Below are 15345 nucleotides of genomic sequence, written 5' to 3' on the forward strand. Positions count from 1 at the left end.
GATCAGGAGTCCCCGGATCCGGGCGTGGCGGCGACGTCCAGGAGCAGGCCCTGATCGGTGATGTCGAGCATGATCTCCTGGTCGATGTCCATCGACTCGAGCTGGTCACGGACCTCGTCGATCTCCGCCTGGTCACCCGGCACGGCCTCCAGGTCGCTCATCAGCGCCCCGCTCAGCGCCGAGGGGTTGTAGCGCAGGTCGAGAATGCCGTTTGCCGCAAGGTCCGCGCCGGAGTCCGGCACTGCGGCGTCCTGGCCGGCGAGGACCGTAAAGCGGCCGTCACGCAGCGCGACCCGAACGTCCTTGCCGCTCACCATCGGATGGTCGATGCTCACCGGTTCGCCGCCCACCTCGGGCTGCACGTTGGTGCCGATGAACCCCTGTATCACCTGCCACAGCGCCCCCGGCCGGGAGGTGGCGATATCCAGGGTACCCGTGGGGATCCGGCCCTTCTCCGCCGGGCCGTCGAGCAGGGTGAGCGTCGCACCGCGGACGTCGCCCAGCATCGCGGTCAGCATGCCCATCTGGGAGAGCTGCTGGGTGTTGACCTGCTGCTGGAGCTGCTGCATCTGCGGGCACTGCCACTGCGCGGACTTGAAGCGATTGGCCAGGGTCTGCATGACCGGCACCACCGACGAGATGTCCAGGCCGAGTCCCGCGCTGGCAAGGCTGCCCTGCGCCGCCGACGGGATATGGCCGCGCAACCGTTTCAGGGTCGAGCGCAGGTCGCCGTCGGCGATGTCGGTCACCCAGCGCACGCGTGCGCCACCGGTGTCCGGGTCGAGCTCGGAGACACCGAGCACGCTGCGCGGCCACACATCCACCACCGCATTCATGTCTGCCACGCAGCCGGCTTCCAGCTCCGGCGGCTCCTCGCCGTAGGCCCTGGCGATGGACTTGACCAGTGCCGCGGTGCCGCCGTTGCCGGTGCCGGTGACCGCGCTGGCGAGGGCGCGGTGATCGATGTAGCCGGTGGCCCAGGGCAGGGTGCCGTAGGTCTCGGCCAGCTTCTCCAGACGCCCGGAGTCGGCCATGCTCTCCTCGGGCAGGGTCTCGCCCAGCGCCTTGGGCAGGGCATCCTCCATGCCGGCCACCGCGAGCGTGAATACCGCGTCGCCGTCGCGCACGGCGATCAGCAGGGCCGGCGGTGCGGCGTCACCCTTGCCCGCGAACGGGTAGCGGCGGACGTCCTCGCCGGTCGAGGCGGCCGGGGTTACGCCCGCCCGTTTCTGGGCGGCGTCCAGCGCGGCCTTGAAGGTGTCGACGTCGTCGAGCCGGTAACGCAGTACCGGCAGTCCGGCTACTTCGTAGAAGCCGGATACGCCGCCGTCGTCCAGGCCGATGGAGGCGCCCGGGGTCTCGGCCTCGTCGTCGAGGTAGGTCTGCTCCAGCAGCGCCATCAGCATGCCGGCGGCCGGGCCGCCCTTCTCGGTGGCCTCGGCCGGGCTCGGCAGCTCCTCCCGGGCGTCGCCGCGGTCGAGCACACCCTCCCAGTGCGAGAGGTATGCGGCCACGTCGTAGGGCTCGCTGTAGCCCACGTAGTAGTCGCTGTCCGCGGGGACGTAGGCGAGGAGGTCCTTCCCCCCGTCTCCGCCGAAGATGCTGCTCAGCCACGAGGCACTGGCGGTGCTCGCGACCAGCATGGTTGCGATGAATACGGCCTTTTTCATACCGGCTCCTTGGTCGTCGGTGTCGGTTTATGGTTTGTCGTTGGTCGTCAGGCTTCCCGGCGGGCGATCTCCCGCTCGACGGCGGCGAGCAGCGTGGCCACGGCGATCCCCTCCGCCGCCTGCTTGACCTCCGTGAGTGACGGGAAGGTCGGGGCCACGCGTACGTTGCGATCCTCGGGATCGCGGCCGTGGGGGTAGGTCGCGCCCGCGGGCGTCATCACCACGCCGGCCTCGCGGGCCAGCTCCACGGTGCGCGCGGCGCATCCCTGCGGGGTGTCGAGACTAATGAAGTAGCCGCCCCGCGGGCGTGTCCAGGTCGCCACCCGGTAGTCGCCGAAGACCCGGGCGAAGGCCTCGTGGACGGCGTCGAACTTGGGGGCGATGAGCTCGCGGTGGCCGTCCATCAGCCGGTGGAGGGCGTGGATGTCCGGCAGTTTCGCCAGGTGGCGGAGCTGGTTGATCTTGTCCGGACCAATGGCGCGTTTGCCGGCGCGGGTGAGGTACCACTCGACGTTGCGCGCGGAGCTGGCGAACACGCCCAGCCCGGCGCCGGCGAAGGTGATCTTGGAGGTCGAGGCGAACACCAGCGCCCGGTCCGGGTTGCCGGCCGTCCCGCAGGCCTCGATGAGGTTGGCGATCTCCACGCGCTCCCCGGTGAGGTGGTGTACGGCGTAGGCGTTGTCCCAGAAGATGCGGAAGTCCGCGGCCGCCGTGGGCATGCGCGCCATGCGCTCGACCACCTCGTCCGAGTACACCGCCCCGGTGGGGTTGGCGTACTTGGGCACGCACCAGATGCCCTTGATGCTCGGGTCCTCGGCGACCAGGGCCTCGACGCGGTCCATGTCCGGGCCGTCCTCGAGCATGGGCACGTTGATCATCTCGATGCCGTACTCCGCGCAGATCGCGAAGTGACGGTCGTAGCCCGGCACGGGGCAGAGGAAACGCACCCGGGGTTCCCGGCACCAGGGCGCGGCGCTGTCCGGGTTGCCCTTGAGCAGGCTGTAGACGATGTGGTCGTGCATCATCGCCAGGCTGGCGTTGTCCGCGACCACGGTGTTCTCCGGCGGCGCGCCGACGATCTCGCCGAGCAGCGCCCGCGCCTCGGGCAGGCCCTGGCCGCCGCCGTAGTTGCGGCAGTCGGTGCCGTCGGCCGCGGTGTAGTGCCCGGCACCGGGCAGGCCGAGAAGATCGTTGCTCAGGTCGAGCTGCTCGGGTGCGGGCTTGCCGCGGGCCATGTTCAGCTTCAGGCCCTGGTCGCGGAAGGCACGGTAGCGCGTGAGGGTGTCCTCGTGCAGGCCGCGGAGCTGCTCGTCGGAGAGGTCGCTGAGTTCGGTCATCGTTTTCCCGTCTCGCTGTGGTCCGGCCGCCGCGGGGAGGTGTCCGCATGCGGGTGACGCCGTGGCGGCATTGTCAACGCCACATATTAACGAACCCGGTCACCGCTGGCACCACCTCGGGCGGCCGAAAGGCACGGGAAACCTGCCCCGGTCGCGGGGTCGTCACACCGGCCGGGTGTCGGGTGTCCGCGGCGCCGGCAGGGTCGCCAGACGGGCATGGAGCAGTCCCGGGAAATGGCGGTACCAGGTCGCGTTGAGCGGGGACGGGTGGGGCAGCGGATGCAGGCGCACCAGCGCGTCGGTGCCGTCCGGGGCCGTCAGCGTGACGGTGAAGCTGGCCTCGAAGCGGTCCGGGCGCTGCCAGAACGCCTCCAGCGACCGGCGTTCCCCGCGGGGCCGGTCGATGCCGAACCACAGGAACGCCTCGCGTCCCAGGGTGATGAGCTCCCGCCCCCGCCAGCCGTGGACGAGCACGGAGCGCATGAGCGGATGGAAACGCCGCTTCGCGGCCATCGACCAGGCCTTGTTGCCCATCGGCTTGTACGGGACGGTGTTGGCCCAGAAGTAGCCCCGGCCCACCTCGACGGAGGCGTCGAAGCCGGGCATCTCCGTGCCGTGGTGATGGGCGTAGAGGGCGCGCCGCAGCATCTGGCCGCCACCGCCGATGAAGGGCATGCCGTGACGGATCTCCTCGCGGCCGGGATCGCGTCCGAAAAAGCCCACGGGGGCGTCCGCGGGGCCGAGCCCGATGACGGGCTCCAGCGGGTCGCGCCCGAAGGCCTCGTAGACGGCCTCGTCAACGCCGTTGAGTCCGGCGGCGGCCTCGCGGAAGGCGGCACGCTGGTCGTCGTCCAGGGTCACGATCTCGACTCCATTCCGGGGCTGAGTGTCATCACTGCATCCTCCGGCGCCGCCGCGCTCCCGTCGGCGAGCGCGGGGCGTTGTCCGGGGGGCAGTCGGGTGATCATCTCGCGGATCGCCTCCGCCGGGACCGGGCGGTGCGAGAAGAAGTCCACGGGCACGGTGTAGCCGAGGATCAGCCGTGCCAGGCGGTCCTCATCCAGGGCCGCCAGCAGGCTGCCCCCCAGCACGTCGAGGGGGCGCTCGAGTACCCGGGCGTCGAGTACCGTGGCGACGTCGTTGATGGTGATGACCCGTTCGGCGTATTCCACCAGCGGATAGATCGCCGATGCGGTCAGGTACACATCCCGGTACTGACGCAGTCGGGCGATGATACCGGCGAGGAGCCGCGGGTCATGGAAATCGTGGCCGAGGCGCACCACCAGCGGCAGGTGGCGGGCGCGGGCGCGCTCCAGCGCATTGGCGAGCGCCGTGGCGGCGTTGACCGGGCTGTCCAGCGCGACCAGGGGATCGTCGTCGGGCTGGGCGATGTACAGCGCGTAGCGTCCGGGCATCGGGTCACGCAGGGTGCTGAGCTGGGCGCTCACGGCCCGCTGCTGGCGTAGCTGGCGGCGGCGGGCCGGGGGCGCGGGCACCGCCGATGCGCCGAGCCGCTTGTACAGGCGGTCGAGCCAGCGGCCGGGGCTGCCTGCCGGTGGGGTAGGGGAGCCGGCGGGGACCGACGCGCTTTCCCGGCGGCGAGTGCGGTAGAGCCCGTGCCAGCGCAAGTATGCCCGCTCGCTGACCGGGTAGGCGTCGAGCCGCTGCGGTGCGGCGTGGATGCTGCTCGCAAGGTGCGTCCCGCAGGGGTCGGCCATCAGTCGGCCGGCCAGCCATGGTGCCTGGAGGAAGAGTACCGGCACATCGGCTTCCCGGGCGAAACCGGTTGCGGCGAGGCCGGCGACCTGACGGCCGTTCCAGACGAGCAGCAGGGCGATGCCGCGTTCGTGGTGCAGCTGCGCCAGCAGCTGCCGGGTGCCCGCGTGCAGCAGGCCGGCCTGGCGGGGTGTCAGGGTGTCGGTGCGCCGCTCCAGCGCCTCTTCCGATGCCGTGGCTGCGTCGTCGCGCGGGCCGATGAGCCGGACATCGATGCCGCGGCGCCGGCCCTCGCGGACCAGCGCGGGGCGCGGGACGATCACGGTCAGCGTCAGGCCCAGCGTGTCCAGGCCGTCAGTCATGCGCGCGAAGAAGCCGAGGCGCTGGACGTTGTCGGCCATTGCAACGACGTGCGGCATAGGGTGCGGAGCCTGCGTGACGAGGTCGCGGCGATTGTACGTCGTGGCGCCTGCGGCGGCCACCGTCGGCCACCGTCGGCGCCGGTTCAGCCCGGCGGCGTGTCGTCGAGGATGAACCGGTCGGCGTCGTCCAGCGCCGGGAAGCGCCGGCGGAAGCGCTGCAGCCGCTCCGGGTCGAGGGTCGCGCTGGTCACGGCCTCCTCGTCGCGGCCCGCGTCCGCCAGCGGCTCGCCCAGCCAGTCGAGGGCCACGCTCTCGCCGGCATAGTGCCGGCCGTTGCCGTCTGCACCGACGCGGTTGACGCCGATCACCGGTGCGAGGTTCTCGATGGCCCGCGCGGGCAGCAGGCGCTGCCAGCTGGTGCGTCGCACCGCCGGCCAGTTGGCCACGTAAATAAGGAGGTCGTAGTCGCCGCGGTTGCGGCTGAACACCGGAAAGCGCAGGTCGTAGCAGACCAGCGGGCAGACCCGCCAGTCGCCGAGCTCGACGATCAGCCGCTCCCGGCCCGGGCTGTAGTGCTCGTGCTCGCCGGCCATGCGGAAACCGTGGCGTTTGTCGTAGTGGCGGACGCCGCCGTCCGGGCCGACCCAGTACAGGCGGTTGAAGTAGTGCGTCCCCTCGCGGATCGCGAGGCTACCGGTGACCACCGCGCCGAGGTGCCGGGCCTGCGCGCGCATCCACGCCAGCGAGTCGCCGTCGGCGGGCTCGGCGTCGCGTTCCGGGTTCATGGTGAAGCCGGTGGCAAACATCTCCGGGAGCACGACCAGGTCCGTGGTCCCGGCGAGCGGGGCGGTCAGCCGCTCCAGCGTGGCCCGGTTCGCCGCCGGCTCGCGGTCGGCGAGGGCGGGCTGGACCAGCGAGACCCTCAGAGCCTGCATAGCCGTTCCCCGGCCATGTCCAGGGTGGCATCCTGCTTGGCGAAGCACAGCCGCACCTGGCGCAGGTCCGACGGCGGATCGGCGTAGAACGGCGACAGCGGGATCGCCGCGACCCCCGCGTCGCGGATCAGCCGCTCGCAGAAGTCCGTGTCCGGCTCGTCGCTCACCGCGGAGTAGTCGACCAGCTGGAAATACGTGCCTGACCCCGGAGTCGTGGCGAGGCGGCTGTCCGCCAGCCAGCCGAGCAGCCGGTCGCGCTTGTCGCGGTAGAACGCCGCGAGCTCGTCGGCGTGGTGAGGCGCCGCCTGCATGTAGGCCGCGAAGGCCGCCTGGCTCGGGGTATGGGTGGCGAAGGTCACGAACTGGTGGACCTTGCGGAACTCCGTGGTGAGCGCCGGCGGGGCGATGCAGTAGCCGACCTTCCAGCCGGTGCAGTGGTAGGTCTTGCCGAACGAGGAGACCACGAATGCCCGTTCGGCGAGACCCGGTACGCCGAGGGCGCTGACGTGGCCCTCGTCGGTGAAGGCGATGTGCTCGTAGACCTCGTCGCTCAGGACCATGGTGTCGCCGTCCGCCAGCAGCGCGGCGATTGCCTCCAGGTCGGTTCGGGGCCAGACCGCGCCGGTGGGATTGTGGGGGCTGTTGAGAATGACCAGCCGGGTACGCGGGCCGATCGCCTCCCGTAGCGCGTCGATGTCCGGCCGGAAATCGTCGCGGCGCAGGGAGACCGGCACCACCCGGCCGCCGGCCAGTGTGACCGCGGGACCGTAGGCGTCGTAGGCGGGGGTGAGCACCACCACCTCGTCGCCGGGGCGGACCACCGCCTGGATCGCGTCGAACAGGGCCTCGGTGGCGCCGGAGGTCACGGTGATTTCCCGGTCCGGGTCCGGGCGCACCCCCTGGGCGGTGGCCAGACGCTCGGCGACTGCCTCGCGCAGGGCGGGCAGGCCGTGGAGCGGCGCGTACTGGTTGCGGCCGTCGCGCATGGCCTCGTCCATGGCATGGGTCAGGCCCGGCGGGGGCGGGAAATCGGGGAAGCCCTGGGCGAGGTTGATGGCGCCCGCCTCGGCGGCGCGTGCGGACATCACGGCGAAGATGGTGGTCCCGACGTCCGGGAGCTTGCTCGGTGGCGGCGTGAACACGGTGGCGTCTCCCTGGTGATGGCGGTGGCGGCGGCTCAGCCGCCGGTGTCGTCCCGTGCGGCGGGCAGGGTGTCGGCGACGAAGCGGGTCAGCCGGGTGAGCCATTCCCGGGTGGCACGGCCCGCGGCCTCCGCGGCGGGGACCGGTCCCGCCGCCTCCGCGATCCGGGTCACGGAGAACTGCCGGCTCGCGAGGATTCGTCCCCCCTCGAGCAGGCGTGCACGCACGCCCAGGCGGGCACTGCCGGGCATGCCGTCGCGGTAGTCCTGCTCCAGGTACAGCAGCTCGAGCTGCAGGCGGTAGTCCGCGCTCACGCTGGCGGGGCCGGCCACCACGGCGTGGAACAGGCCGGCGCCGGCGAGGGCGTCGGTGGCGGCGTCGGCAAGCAGTGCCGCCGGCGGCTCCGCCCAGCGGGCGGTGGCGAAGTAGTCGAGGGTCTGCGGTTTCTCCCGGTAGACCACGCCGGTGTCGCGGTAGCCGGCCCGGGCCTCCGCGGGCTCGACCAGCAGCACGCCGTGGGGACCTGATTCCGCGGGCACCAGCATCGCGGGCTCGACCAGCTGGAGGGTCCGGGGCGGCGGCGTCTGCGGGCGCTGCACCACGCTACAGCCCGAGACCATGAGGGCGGCGAGGCAGGCGGCGGCGACGGTGCGCAGGGTGGCGGGCATGATGTGCTTTACTCCTCACCGGGGCCGGGTTCGGGCCGCTGGCGGCCGTAGAGGACCTGCTGGGGGTCTTCAGAGAGATTGTCCACGAGCCGGCCCATGCGCCGGGAGAGCTCGCGCAGCTCGCCGGTCAGCGCATCCACCCGTGGCAGCGTGGTCTCGCTGAGCCGGCGCATGCCGTTCTCGCCGGTGTTGCCGAGCTCGGCGATCTCCTCGCTGGTGCGTGACAGCGACTCGGCGGTGCGCTGGATGGCGTGGGCGGCGCCCTCCACGGCCTCGAAGGCCGGGCCGATACGTTCGGCGCCGGTGTTGACGCGCTCCAGCAGGCGCTCGCTGTCGGCGATGATCCTGTCGAGCCGCTCGCTGTTGGCGGCGAGGTGCTCGGAGACCGTCGCCAGGTTCTCCAGGCTGCGGTCCACGGCCTCGCGGTTGTCCCGGGAGAGCAGTTCCCCGACCCGCTGGCTGAGGGTGTCGAGGGTGTCCAGGCCCTGGGTGACGGCCGTGTCCAGGCGCATGAGCAGGGACTTGTGATAGGGGATGACGGGATAGCGTTCCCCGGCCTCCGCCTCCAGCGGCGGGTTGCCCGGATCGCCGCCGGCGAGGTCGAGGTAGGCGATGCCGGTGAGCCCGCGCATCTTCAGCGTGGCGGCGATCCCCTCGCGCACCGGCAGGTCCGAGCGCAGGGCGATGATGGCGTGCACCCGCTCCGGGTGCTCGGGATCGATGTCGAGGGCGTGCACCTGACCGACATCCACGCCCCGGTAGGTAACCGGCGAGTCGCGTCCGAGCCCGGAGGCGGTATCGGTGAGGTAGACCGAGTACCGCCGGGTCTCGCCGGTCTGCAGCGAGTCGGCCAGCCACAGCCCGAGGACCACCGTGGCCAGGGTGAGCCCGACCACGAACAGCCCGACCAGGGTGTAGTTCACGCGGTTTCCCATGATCGTTCCCTGCCGCGGCGCATGCGCGTACCGGAGAAATAGGCCCGCACCGCGGGCTCGTCGGACTCGGCGAGGGTGGCGGCGTCGCCGCGGGCGAGCACCCGCCCCTCGCCGATGAAGGCAATACTGTCGGCGATCTCCCACAGCGAGTCCACATCGTGGGTGACCACCACCACGGTGAGGCCGAGCAGGTCGCGGAGCTCGCGGATCAGTGAATCGAAGGCGGCGGCGCTCACCGGATCCAGCCCGGCGGTGGGCTCGTCGAGGAACAGCAGCTCCGGGTCCAGCGCCAGGGCCCGGGCGAGGGCCGCGCGTTTGGTCATGCCGCCGGAGAGCTCGCCAGGGTAGCGGTGGGCCGCGTCGGGTTCCAGGCCGGCCAGGCGGATCTTGACCCGCGCGATCTCCCGTCGCAGCCCCAGGGGCAGGCGGGTGTGCTCCGCCAGCGGCATCATCACGTTTTCCAGCACCGTCATCCCGGTGAATAGCGCCCCGCGCTGGAACATCAGTGCCATGCGCCGGCGCAGGCGCCGCTCGCCGGCCCGGTCCAGTCCCGTCACCGGTGCATCGAACAGCCGGATCTCGCCGCCGGCGATGGGCAGCAGCAGCGTCAGTGCGCGGATCAGCACGGTCTTGCCCGAGCCGCTGCTGCCGGCGATGGCCATGAGCTCGCCGCGCTCGATACGCAGGTCCAGCCCGTCGTGGATGCGGCGGCCGCCGATCTCGGTGACCAGGTCGCGGGCCTCGATGACGGGCGCGGCCACGTCAGATCCCGAACTGCTGGAAGACGACGGAGAACACGGCATCGGCGATGATCACCAGGAAAATGGACTGAACCACGGCCATGGTCGTCGCGCGGCCCACCTCCTCGGCGCTGCCGCGTACCCGCAGTCCGTGATAGCAGCCGACCATGGCGATGAGCAATGCGAATACCGGCGTCTTGCCGATGCCCGCCCAGAACATGCGCACCGGCACCGCGTAGGGCAGGCGGTCGAGAAAGGTCGCGAAGCTGACGTCGTACAGGCCGTTGGCCACGATCATCCCGCCGAGTACGCCCATGGCGTCCGCCCACACGGCCAGCAGCGGCATGGCCACGGCCAGGGCGGCGACCCGGGGCAGCACCAGCATCTCGTAGGGGGTGATGCCGAGGGTGCGCAGGGCGTCGACCTCCTCGGTGATCTGCATGGTGCCGATCTCCGCGGCGTATGCCGAGCCGGTACGCCCGGCGACGATGATCGCGGCAAGCAGCGGGCCCATCTCCCGCAGCATGGTGATGCCGATGAGATCGACGAGGAAGACATTCGCCCCGTAGGAGCGCAGCACCGAGCCGCCCTGGTAGGTCATGACCACGCCCATGAGGAAGGCCAGCAGACCGACGATGGGCAGCGCGTACAGCCCGGCCTGCTCGATGCCGGCGACGATCGCGCGCCAGCGCAGGCGGTGGGGCCGGATCAGGCGGGGCAGGACATCCACGGTGAGCTCGCCGGTGAAGGCGAGGAAGCCGGTGACCCGGCCGCCGCGTTCCACCGCGTGGCGGCCGAGCCGGGCCAGCCGCCCCTCACGGGGCGGAGGCGGCGGTTCGCTGTCCTCCCCGGTGACCAGTTCCAGCAGCGCGCGGTGATCCGCGCTGGCGCCGGTAACGCGGGTATCGCCGCCCAGCGAGCGCCGCAGGCGCTCCAGGCAGACCGCGCCGGCGGTGTCCAGGGTGCCGAGGCCCGAGAGCTCCAGTGTCCAGCCGCTGTCGCCGGCGCGCGGGCGTTCCAGGTCACGGGCGATCGGCGCGATGGTGTCGATGCGCCAGTCGCCGGTGGCTGCCGCACGCCGCGAGGCGGTGTCGGTCTCCAGTGCCGGGGGGTACGCGGTGTCCGGGTCGATGACGCTCTCCTGTCGCCGGGCTGCGGCCGGGCATGCGATCCGCTAACGGTGCCGGCATGCGAGGGGGCTGTCCAGTGGCGTGGCCGTGACGGGCCCGCGGATCAGGCGAGGGCCAGCGCGCCGGCGGTGGCGAGGCCGAGCACCAGTGCCGCGCCCATGGCGGCGCCGACACGCCAGCCGACCGCGCGGGTGCCGATGCTTGCCGCCATACCCGCCTTGACCGCACTGTTGACGCTGGCCGCGATGACGATGCCCACCACCGCCACGGGGGTGGCGAGCCCCTTCTCCGCCATGCGTGTGAGCGACAGGGTGATGGCATCCACGTCGGTGATGCCGGAGCTCGCGGCGAGCAGGTAGATGCCGGCGCTGCCCAGCGCCTCCTCGAGCCATTCGCCGAGCAGCAGGATCACCAGCAGCAGCGCGCCGAAGGACAGCGCGGTCTTCAGATCCAGCGGATTCTGGCGCACTGGTGGTGCCTCCACCCGGCGGCCGTGGTATCGGCGCCAGATCACCAGCGCAGGGATGTAGAGCGCGGCCATCATCACCAGCACCGGCGGGGTCAGCGCGGGCAGCAGGGCCGGGTTGAGCGCCAGGCAGATGACCAGGATACGCGGGAACATGGTGCCGCAGGCGATGAGAATGCCGGCGGCGAGCATGGGAGAGAGTGCGGCGTTGTCCCGGGACAGCCGCGAGAAGTGCAGGGTCAGCGCGGTGGAGGAGGACAGCCCGGCGAACAGGCTGGTGAACAGTGTCCCCCGTTCCGGGCCGCCGATGCGCATCGCGAAGTAGCCGACGAAGGAGATGCTCGCGATCAGCACCACCATCCACCATACCGCATAGGGGTTGATCGCGCCGCCGGGGCCGTAGCCGTGGTTGGGCAGCAGCGGCAGCATCACCACCGAGATCAGCAGCAGCTTGAGCGCGGCGTCAAGCTCGCGGGCCTCCAGGTGGCGGAGGAGGTCGTGGATGGACTGCTTGTTGTCGAGCAGGAAGGCGGTGACCACCGCCGAGGCCGCGGCGGCCACCGGTTCGCCGGCGACCGCCAGGGCGCCGAAGCAGAAGGTGAGCATCAGGCCGACCAGGCCGGTGATGCTGTAGTCCTCGGTGTGCCGGACCTGCAGGCGGAAGGCCACCAGCGCGGCGGCCATCACCGCGGCGAGCAGCGCCACCCCGGGCCAGGGGCCGAGCGGGTCGGCGAGTACCACGGCGAAGCCGCCGAGCAGACCCACCAGGGTGTAGGTGCGAAAGCCGGCGATACGCTTGCCCGGGGCGAGTTCGCGGCCCTGCCAGCCCCGCTGCAGGCCGATCAGCGCGCCGAGCAGGGCCGCCAGGAGCAGCCCCGCGAGGGTGCTCTGGCCGTCGGTGAACTGCTGCCACAGGCTCATTTGTGCCCCTCTCCGCCGAGGCGGGCGTGCAGCGCATCCACCAGCCGCTGCATGACCTCGACGCGGGCGTAGCGCTTGTCGTTGGCGGGGATGAGCTGCCAGGGGGCCGCGGCGGTGGAGGTGTGCGCGACCATCTCGTGGACGGCGCGCTCGTACGCCGGGCGACGCTCGCGATTACGCCAGTCCTCGTCGGTCAGCTTGTAGTGCTTGTGCGGCGTGTTGGCCCGGGCCTCGAAACGCCGGAGCTGCTCGTCGGCGTCGATGTGCAGCCAGAACTTCATGACCAGGCTGCCGTGCTCGACGAGCTGGTCCTCGAACTCGTTGATCTCCGGGTAGGCCTCGCGCCAGCGCTCCCGCGGGGTCAGGTTCTCCACGCGCTCGACTAGGACCCGGCCGTACCAGCTGCGGTCGTAGAGGGTGACGAACCCGTCCCGCGGCAGGTGGCGCCAGAAGCGCCACAGGTAGGGGTGGTCGAGTTCCTCGTCGGTGGGGGCGGCGATCTCGATGACCCGGGCGAGGCGGACGTCGATGCCGCGGAGCAGCCGCCGGATGGTGCCGCCCTTGCCCGCGGCGTCCCAGCCCTCGAAGACCAGCACCACGGAGACCCCCTCGTGATGGGCCCGCCAGGTGAGGGCGGCGAGCTGCTGGGTGAGCTCGCGCTTGCGCTGTTTGTAGGTGGCCTTGTCCAGGTGGTGGTGGCCGGGGTCGAGGTAGTCGAGCACCGTGTCCTCGTCCGCGGCGGCGGTGGCCGTTTCCGGGGCGGCGGGTGCCGGTGCCGCCGGCGGCGGCGTATCCAGCCGGGCGGCGAGGGCATCGCGGATGTGGCGGCCGACGGCGAGGTTGCGGTAGCGCCGGTCCTCGGCCTCGATCACGGCCCACGGCGAGCGCGCGTGGTCGGTCAGCCGGATGGCGCGCTCGGCGGCCTGGCAGAGATGGTCGTGGTGGCGGTTGAGCCGCCGGTCCAGCGGCGAGGTCAGCCAGCGGCCGTCCCGGCGCCTGGCGAGCTCCCGGAAGTAGGCCTTCTGGCGGGCTGCCGACATGTGCAGCCAGAACTTCAGCACCAGTGCACCCTCGCGGGTGAGCAGGGTCTCGAAGCGGCCGATGCGGCGCATGTGATGATCGAAGTCGGCGTCGGGCAGCTCGTTGAGGGTGCGCTCGATCAGCGTGCCGGTGTACCAGGAGCTGTGGAACACCGCCGTGCGCCCGCGCCCGGGCAGCGCCCGCCAGTAGCGCCAGAAGCGCGGGCGGCCGCGTTCCTCGTCGGTCTTGGGGCCGAAGGCGACGAAATCGACTGCCCGGGTGTCGAGCCAGTCGCTGAGGGTGTTGACCAGCTCACCCTTGGCGGCGTTGTCCACGCCCTCGAAGATCAGCACCAGCGGGAAGTCGGCGTGCCGCAGCCGCCACTGCAGCTCCAGCAGCTCACGGCGCAGCGGGTCGAGTTCCGCGTGGTAGGTGCGGCGGTCGACCCGCCGCCCGAGCTCGGCGGTCTCCAGCATGCCCTGTCGGTCCTCCGGGATCGGCGCGGTCCGTCAACCGGACCGTGCCCGTGCTGTCCTTTTCCCCGGAGGATACCGCCCCCGGCACGGGGACGGCCATCCGCGCGGCCTCAGCGCTGGTTCTCTTGCCAGTTCTCCGGCACGTGCCAGGGCTGGTCGTCCGCCAGCGGCTCGCGCCCGCGCACCGCATCCGCCAGGCGCTCGGCGATCATGATGGTCGGCGCGTTGAGGTTGCCGCTGACGATGCGCGGCATGATCGAGGCGTCGATCACGCGCAGGCCGTCGATGCCGTGGACGCGGCCGTCGCCGTCCACCACGGCGTCGTCGTCATGGCCCATGCGGCAGGTGCCGCTCGGGTGATACGCGCTCTCGCCGTTCTGGCGCACCCATGCGTCGATCTCCGCGTCGGTGTGCACGTCGTCGCCGGGGCCGAGCTCGCGGCCGCGGTAGGGCTGGAGCGGTGACTGGGCCATGATCTCTCGGGTCAGGCGGATGCCGTCGCGCATCTCGCGGCGGTCGCGCTCCGTGGCCATGTAGTTGAACCGGATACGCGGTGCCTCGCGCGGGTCGGCGCTCGCCAGGCGCACGCTGCCGCGGCTCTCGGGGCGCATGGGGCCGACGTGGGCCTGGAAGCCGTGGCTGTCCGCGGTGGCGCTGCCGTCGTAGCTGATGGCCATGGGCAGGAAGTGGTACTGGAGGTTGGGGTACTTCACCCCGGCCTCGCTGCGGATGAAGCCGCCGGACTCGAAGTGGTTTGTGGCGCCGAGACCGGTGTGGCGGGTCAGCCACTCCAGCCCGATCAGCGCCTGATTCCAGGGCTTGAGGGCGCTGTAGAGGGTGATCGGGCGGGTGCAGGCATACTGCACGTACACCTCCAGGTGATCCTGGAGGTTCCCGCCCACCCCGGGCAGGTGCTGGCGCACCTCGATGCCGTGCTCGCGCAGCTGCTCCGCCGGGCCGATGCCGGAGAGCATGAGCAGCTGCGGGCTGTTGATGGCGCCGGCGCACAGCAGCACCTCGCGGTCCGCCTCGATGGTGCGGCGCTCGCCGCGGTGGTAGACCTCGACGCCCACGGCGCGGCCGTCGGTGATGTGCAGCCGCTCGGTGAGGCAGTTGATGTGGATGGTGAGGTTGTCGCGGTTCATGACCGGGCGGAGGTAGGCGTTGGCGGTGGACCAGCGCCGCCCGTCCCGGGTGGTCATGAACATCGGCCCCAGCCCCTCCTGGGCGTAGCCGTTGGTGTCCGGGTTGTGGGCATAGCCCGCGGCCACGCCCGCGTCGACGAACGCGCCGTACAGCGGGTTCTCCATGCTGCCGGTGGTGACGTGCAGGGGACCGCCGCTGCCGTGGTAGGCGTTGGCGCCCTGATCGAAGTCCTCGGCCTTCTTGAAGTAGGCGAGGGCGTGGCGGTAGCGCCAGCCGGGGAGGTCGAAGTCCTCGGCCCAGCCCTCGTAGTCGCCGGCGTTGCCGCGCACGTAGGCCATACCGTTGATGGACGAGGAGCCACCGAGCACACGCCCGCGGGGGCAGTACATGGCGCGGTTGTCCATCCAGGGGTCCGGCTCGGTGTGGTAGTACCAGTTGTAGCGGTCGTTGGCGAGGGGGTGCGCGAACGCCGAGGGCATCTGGATGAACAGGCTGTGGTCCATGGGACCCGCCTCGATGAGCAGCACCGAGGTGGCGGGGTCCTCGGTGAGGCGGTTGGCGAGCACCGCCCCCGCGGAACCCGCGCCGATAATGACGTAGTCGTAGCGTTCGGTGGCCATGGGATGCTGTGCCTCTCTCGTCGGGCTGGATTCGGCCCCCGGCGGGCGGTCACGCCCGCCG

The 15345-nt window shown here is 71.5% G+C and carries 13 protein-coding genes; all 13 read right to left on the reverse strand.

Annotation, left to right across the window (positions count from 1 at the left end):
- Nucleotides 1-2 precede the first annotated feature (2 nt).
- Nucleotides 3-1670, reverse strand: coding sequence for a hypothetical protein (locus ACEZHJ_RS11940; RefSeq protein WP_163141941.1), 1668 nt, complete (start codon nucleotides 1668-1670; stop codon nucleotides 3-5).
- A gap of 47 nt (nucleotides 1671-1717) precedes the next feature.
- On the reverse strand, nucleotides 1718-3007 hold the full coding sequence (locus ACEZHJ_RS11945) for an aminotransferase class I/II-fold pyridoxal phosphate-dependent enzyme (RefSeq protein WP_375036528.1): 1290 nt from the start codon (nucleotides 3005-3007) through the stop codon (nucleotides 1718-1720).
- Nucleotides 3008-3169: 162 nt separating this feature from the next.
- The gene (locus ACEZHJ_RS11950; protein ID WP_375036529.1) at nucleotides 3170-3868 is read right to left on the reverse strand and encodes a uracil-DNA glycosylase family protein; all 699 of its coding nucleotides are present in this window, start codon (nucleotides 3866-3868) and stop codon (nucleotides 3170-3172) included.
- A complete protein-coding gene (locus ACEZHJ_RS11955) occupies nucleotides 3865-5124 on the reverse strand; it encodes a hypothetical protein (RefSeq protein WP_375036530.1) in 1260 nt (419 codons plus the stop codon). Before ACEZHJ_RS11955 ends, ACEZHJ_RS11950 begins: the two co-directional genes overlap by 4 nt.
- Nucleotides 5125-5228: 104 nt before the next feature.
- On the reverse strand, nucleotides 5229-6020 hold the full coding sequence (locus ACEZHJ_RS11960; RefSeq protein WP_163142278.1) for an amidohydrolase: 792 nt from the start codon (nucleotides 6018-6020) through the stop codon (nucleotides 5229-5231).
- The gene (locus ACEZHJ_RS11965; protein WP_163142281.1) at nucleotides 6008-7162 is read right to left on the reverse strand and encodes a methionine aminotransferase; all 1155 of its coding nucleotides are present in this window, start codon (nucleotides 7160-7162) and stop codon (nucleotides 6008-6010) included. The genes ACEZHJ_RS11960 and ACEZHJ_RS11965 overlap by 13 nt, the downstream gene beginning before the upstream one ends.
- 35 nt (nucleotides 7163-7197) lie before the next feature.
- A complete protein-coding gene (locus tag ACEZHJ_RS11970; RefSeq protein WP_163142284.1) occupies nucleotides 7198-7830 on the reverse strand; it encodes an ABC-type transport auxiliary lipoprotein family protein in 633 nt (210 codons plus the stop codon).
- 8 nt (nucleotides 7831-7838) lie between these two features.
- On the reverse strand, nucleotides 7839-8753 hold the full coding sequence (locus ACEZHJ_RS11975) for an MlaD family protein (protein ID WP_040409547.1): 915 nt from the start codon (nucleotides 8751-8753) through the stop codon (nucleotides 7839-7841).
- The gene (locus ACEZHJ_RS11980) at nucleotides 8750-9526 is read right to left on the reverse strand and encodes an ABC transporter ATP-binding protein (RefSeq protein WP_259201729.1); all 777 of its coding nucleotides are present in this window, start codon (nucleotides 9524-9526) and stop codon (nucleotides 8750-8752) included. Before ACEZHJ_RS11980 ends, ACEZHJ_RS11975 begins: the two co-directional genes overlap by 4 nt.
- 1 nt (nucleotide 9527) lies before the next feature.
- A complete protein-coding gene (locus ACEZHJ_RS11985; protein WP_375036531.1) occupies nucleotides 9528-10289 on the reverse strand; it encodes an ABC transporter permease in 762 nt (253 codons plus the stop codon).
- 449 nt (nucleotides 10290-10738) lie between these two features.
- A complete protein-coding gene (locus tag ACEZHJ_RS11990) occupies nucleotides 10739-12022 on the reverse strand; it encodes a DUF4010 domain-containing protein (protein ID WP_018718836.1) in 1284 nt (427 codons plus the stop codon).
- Nucleotides 12019-13518 (reverse strand): polyphosphate:AMP phosphotransferase, encoded by a 1500-nt coding sequence (pap, locus tag ACEZHJ_RS11995; protein WP_018718835.1) that lies wholly within the window; start codon nucleotides 13516-13518, stop codon nucleotides 12019-12021. The genes ACEZHJ_RS11990 and pap overlap by 4 nt, the downstream gene beginning before the upstream one ends.
- 110 nt (nucleotides 13519-13628) lie before the next feature.
- Entirely contained in the window at nucleotides 13629-15284 is a 1656-nt protein-coding gene (betA, locus tag ACEZHJ_RS12000) for a choline dehydrogenase (protein ID WP_018718834.1), read from the reverse strand.
- Between the last annotated feature and the right edge of the window lie 61 nt (nucleotides 15285-15345).

The organism is Arhodomonas sp. KWT2, assembly GCF_041949875.1.
In the GTDB taxonomy this organism is placed as follows: domain Bacteria; phylum Pseudomonadota; class Gammaproteobacteria; order Nitrococcales; family Nitrococcaceae; genus Arhodomonas; species Arhodomonas aquaeolei.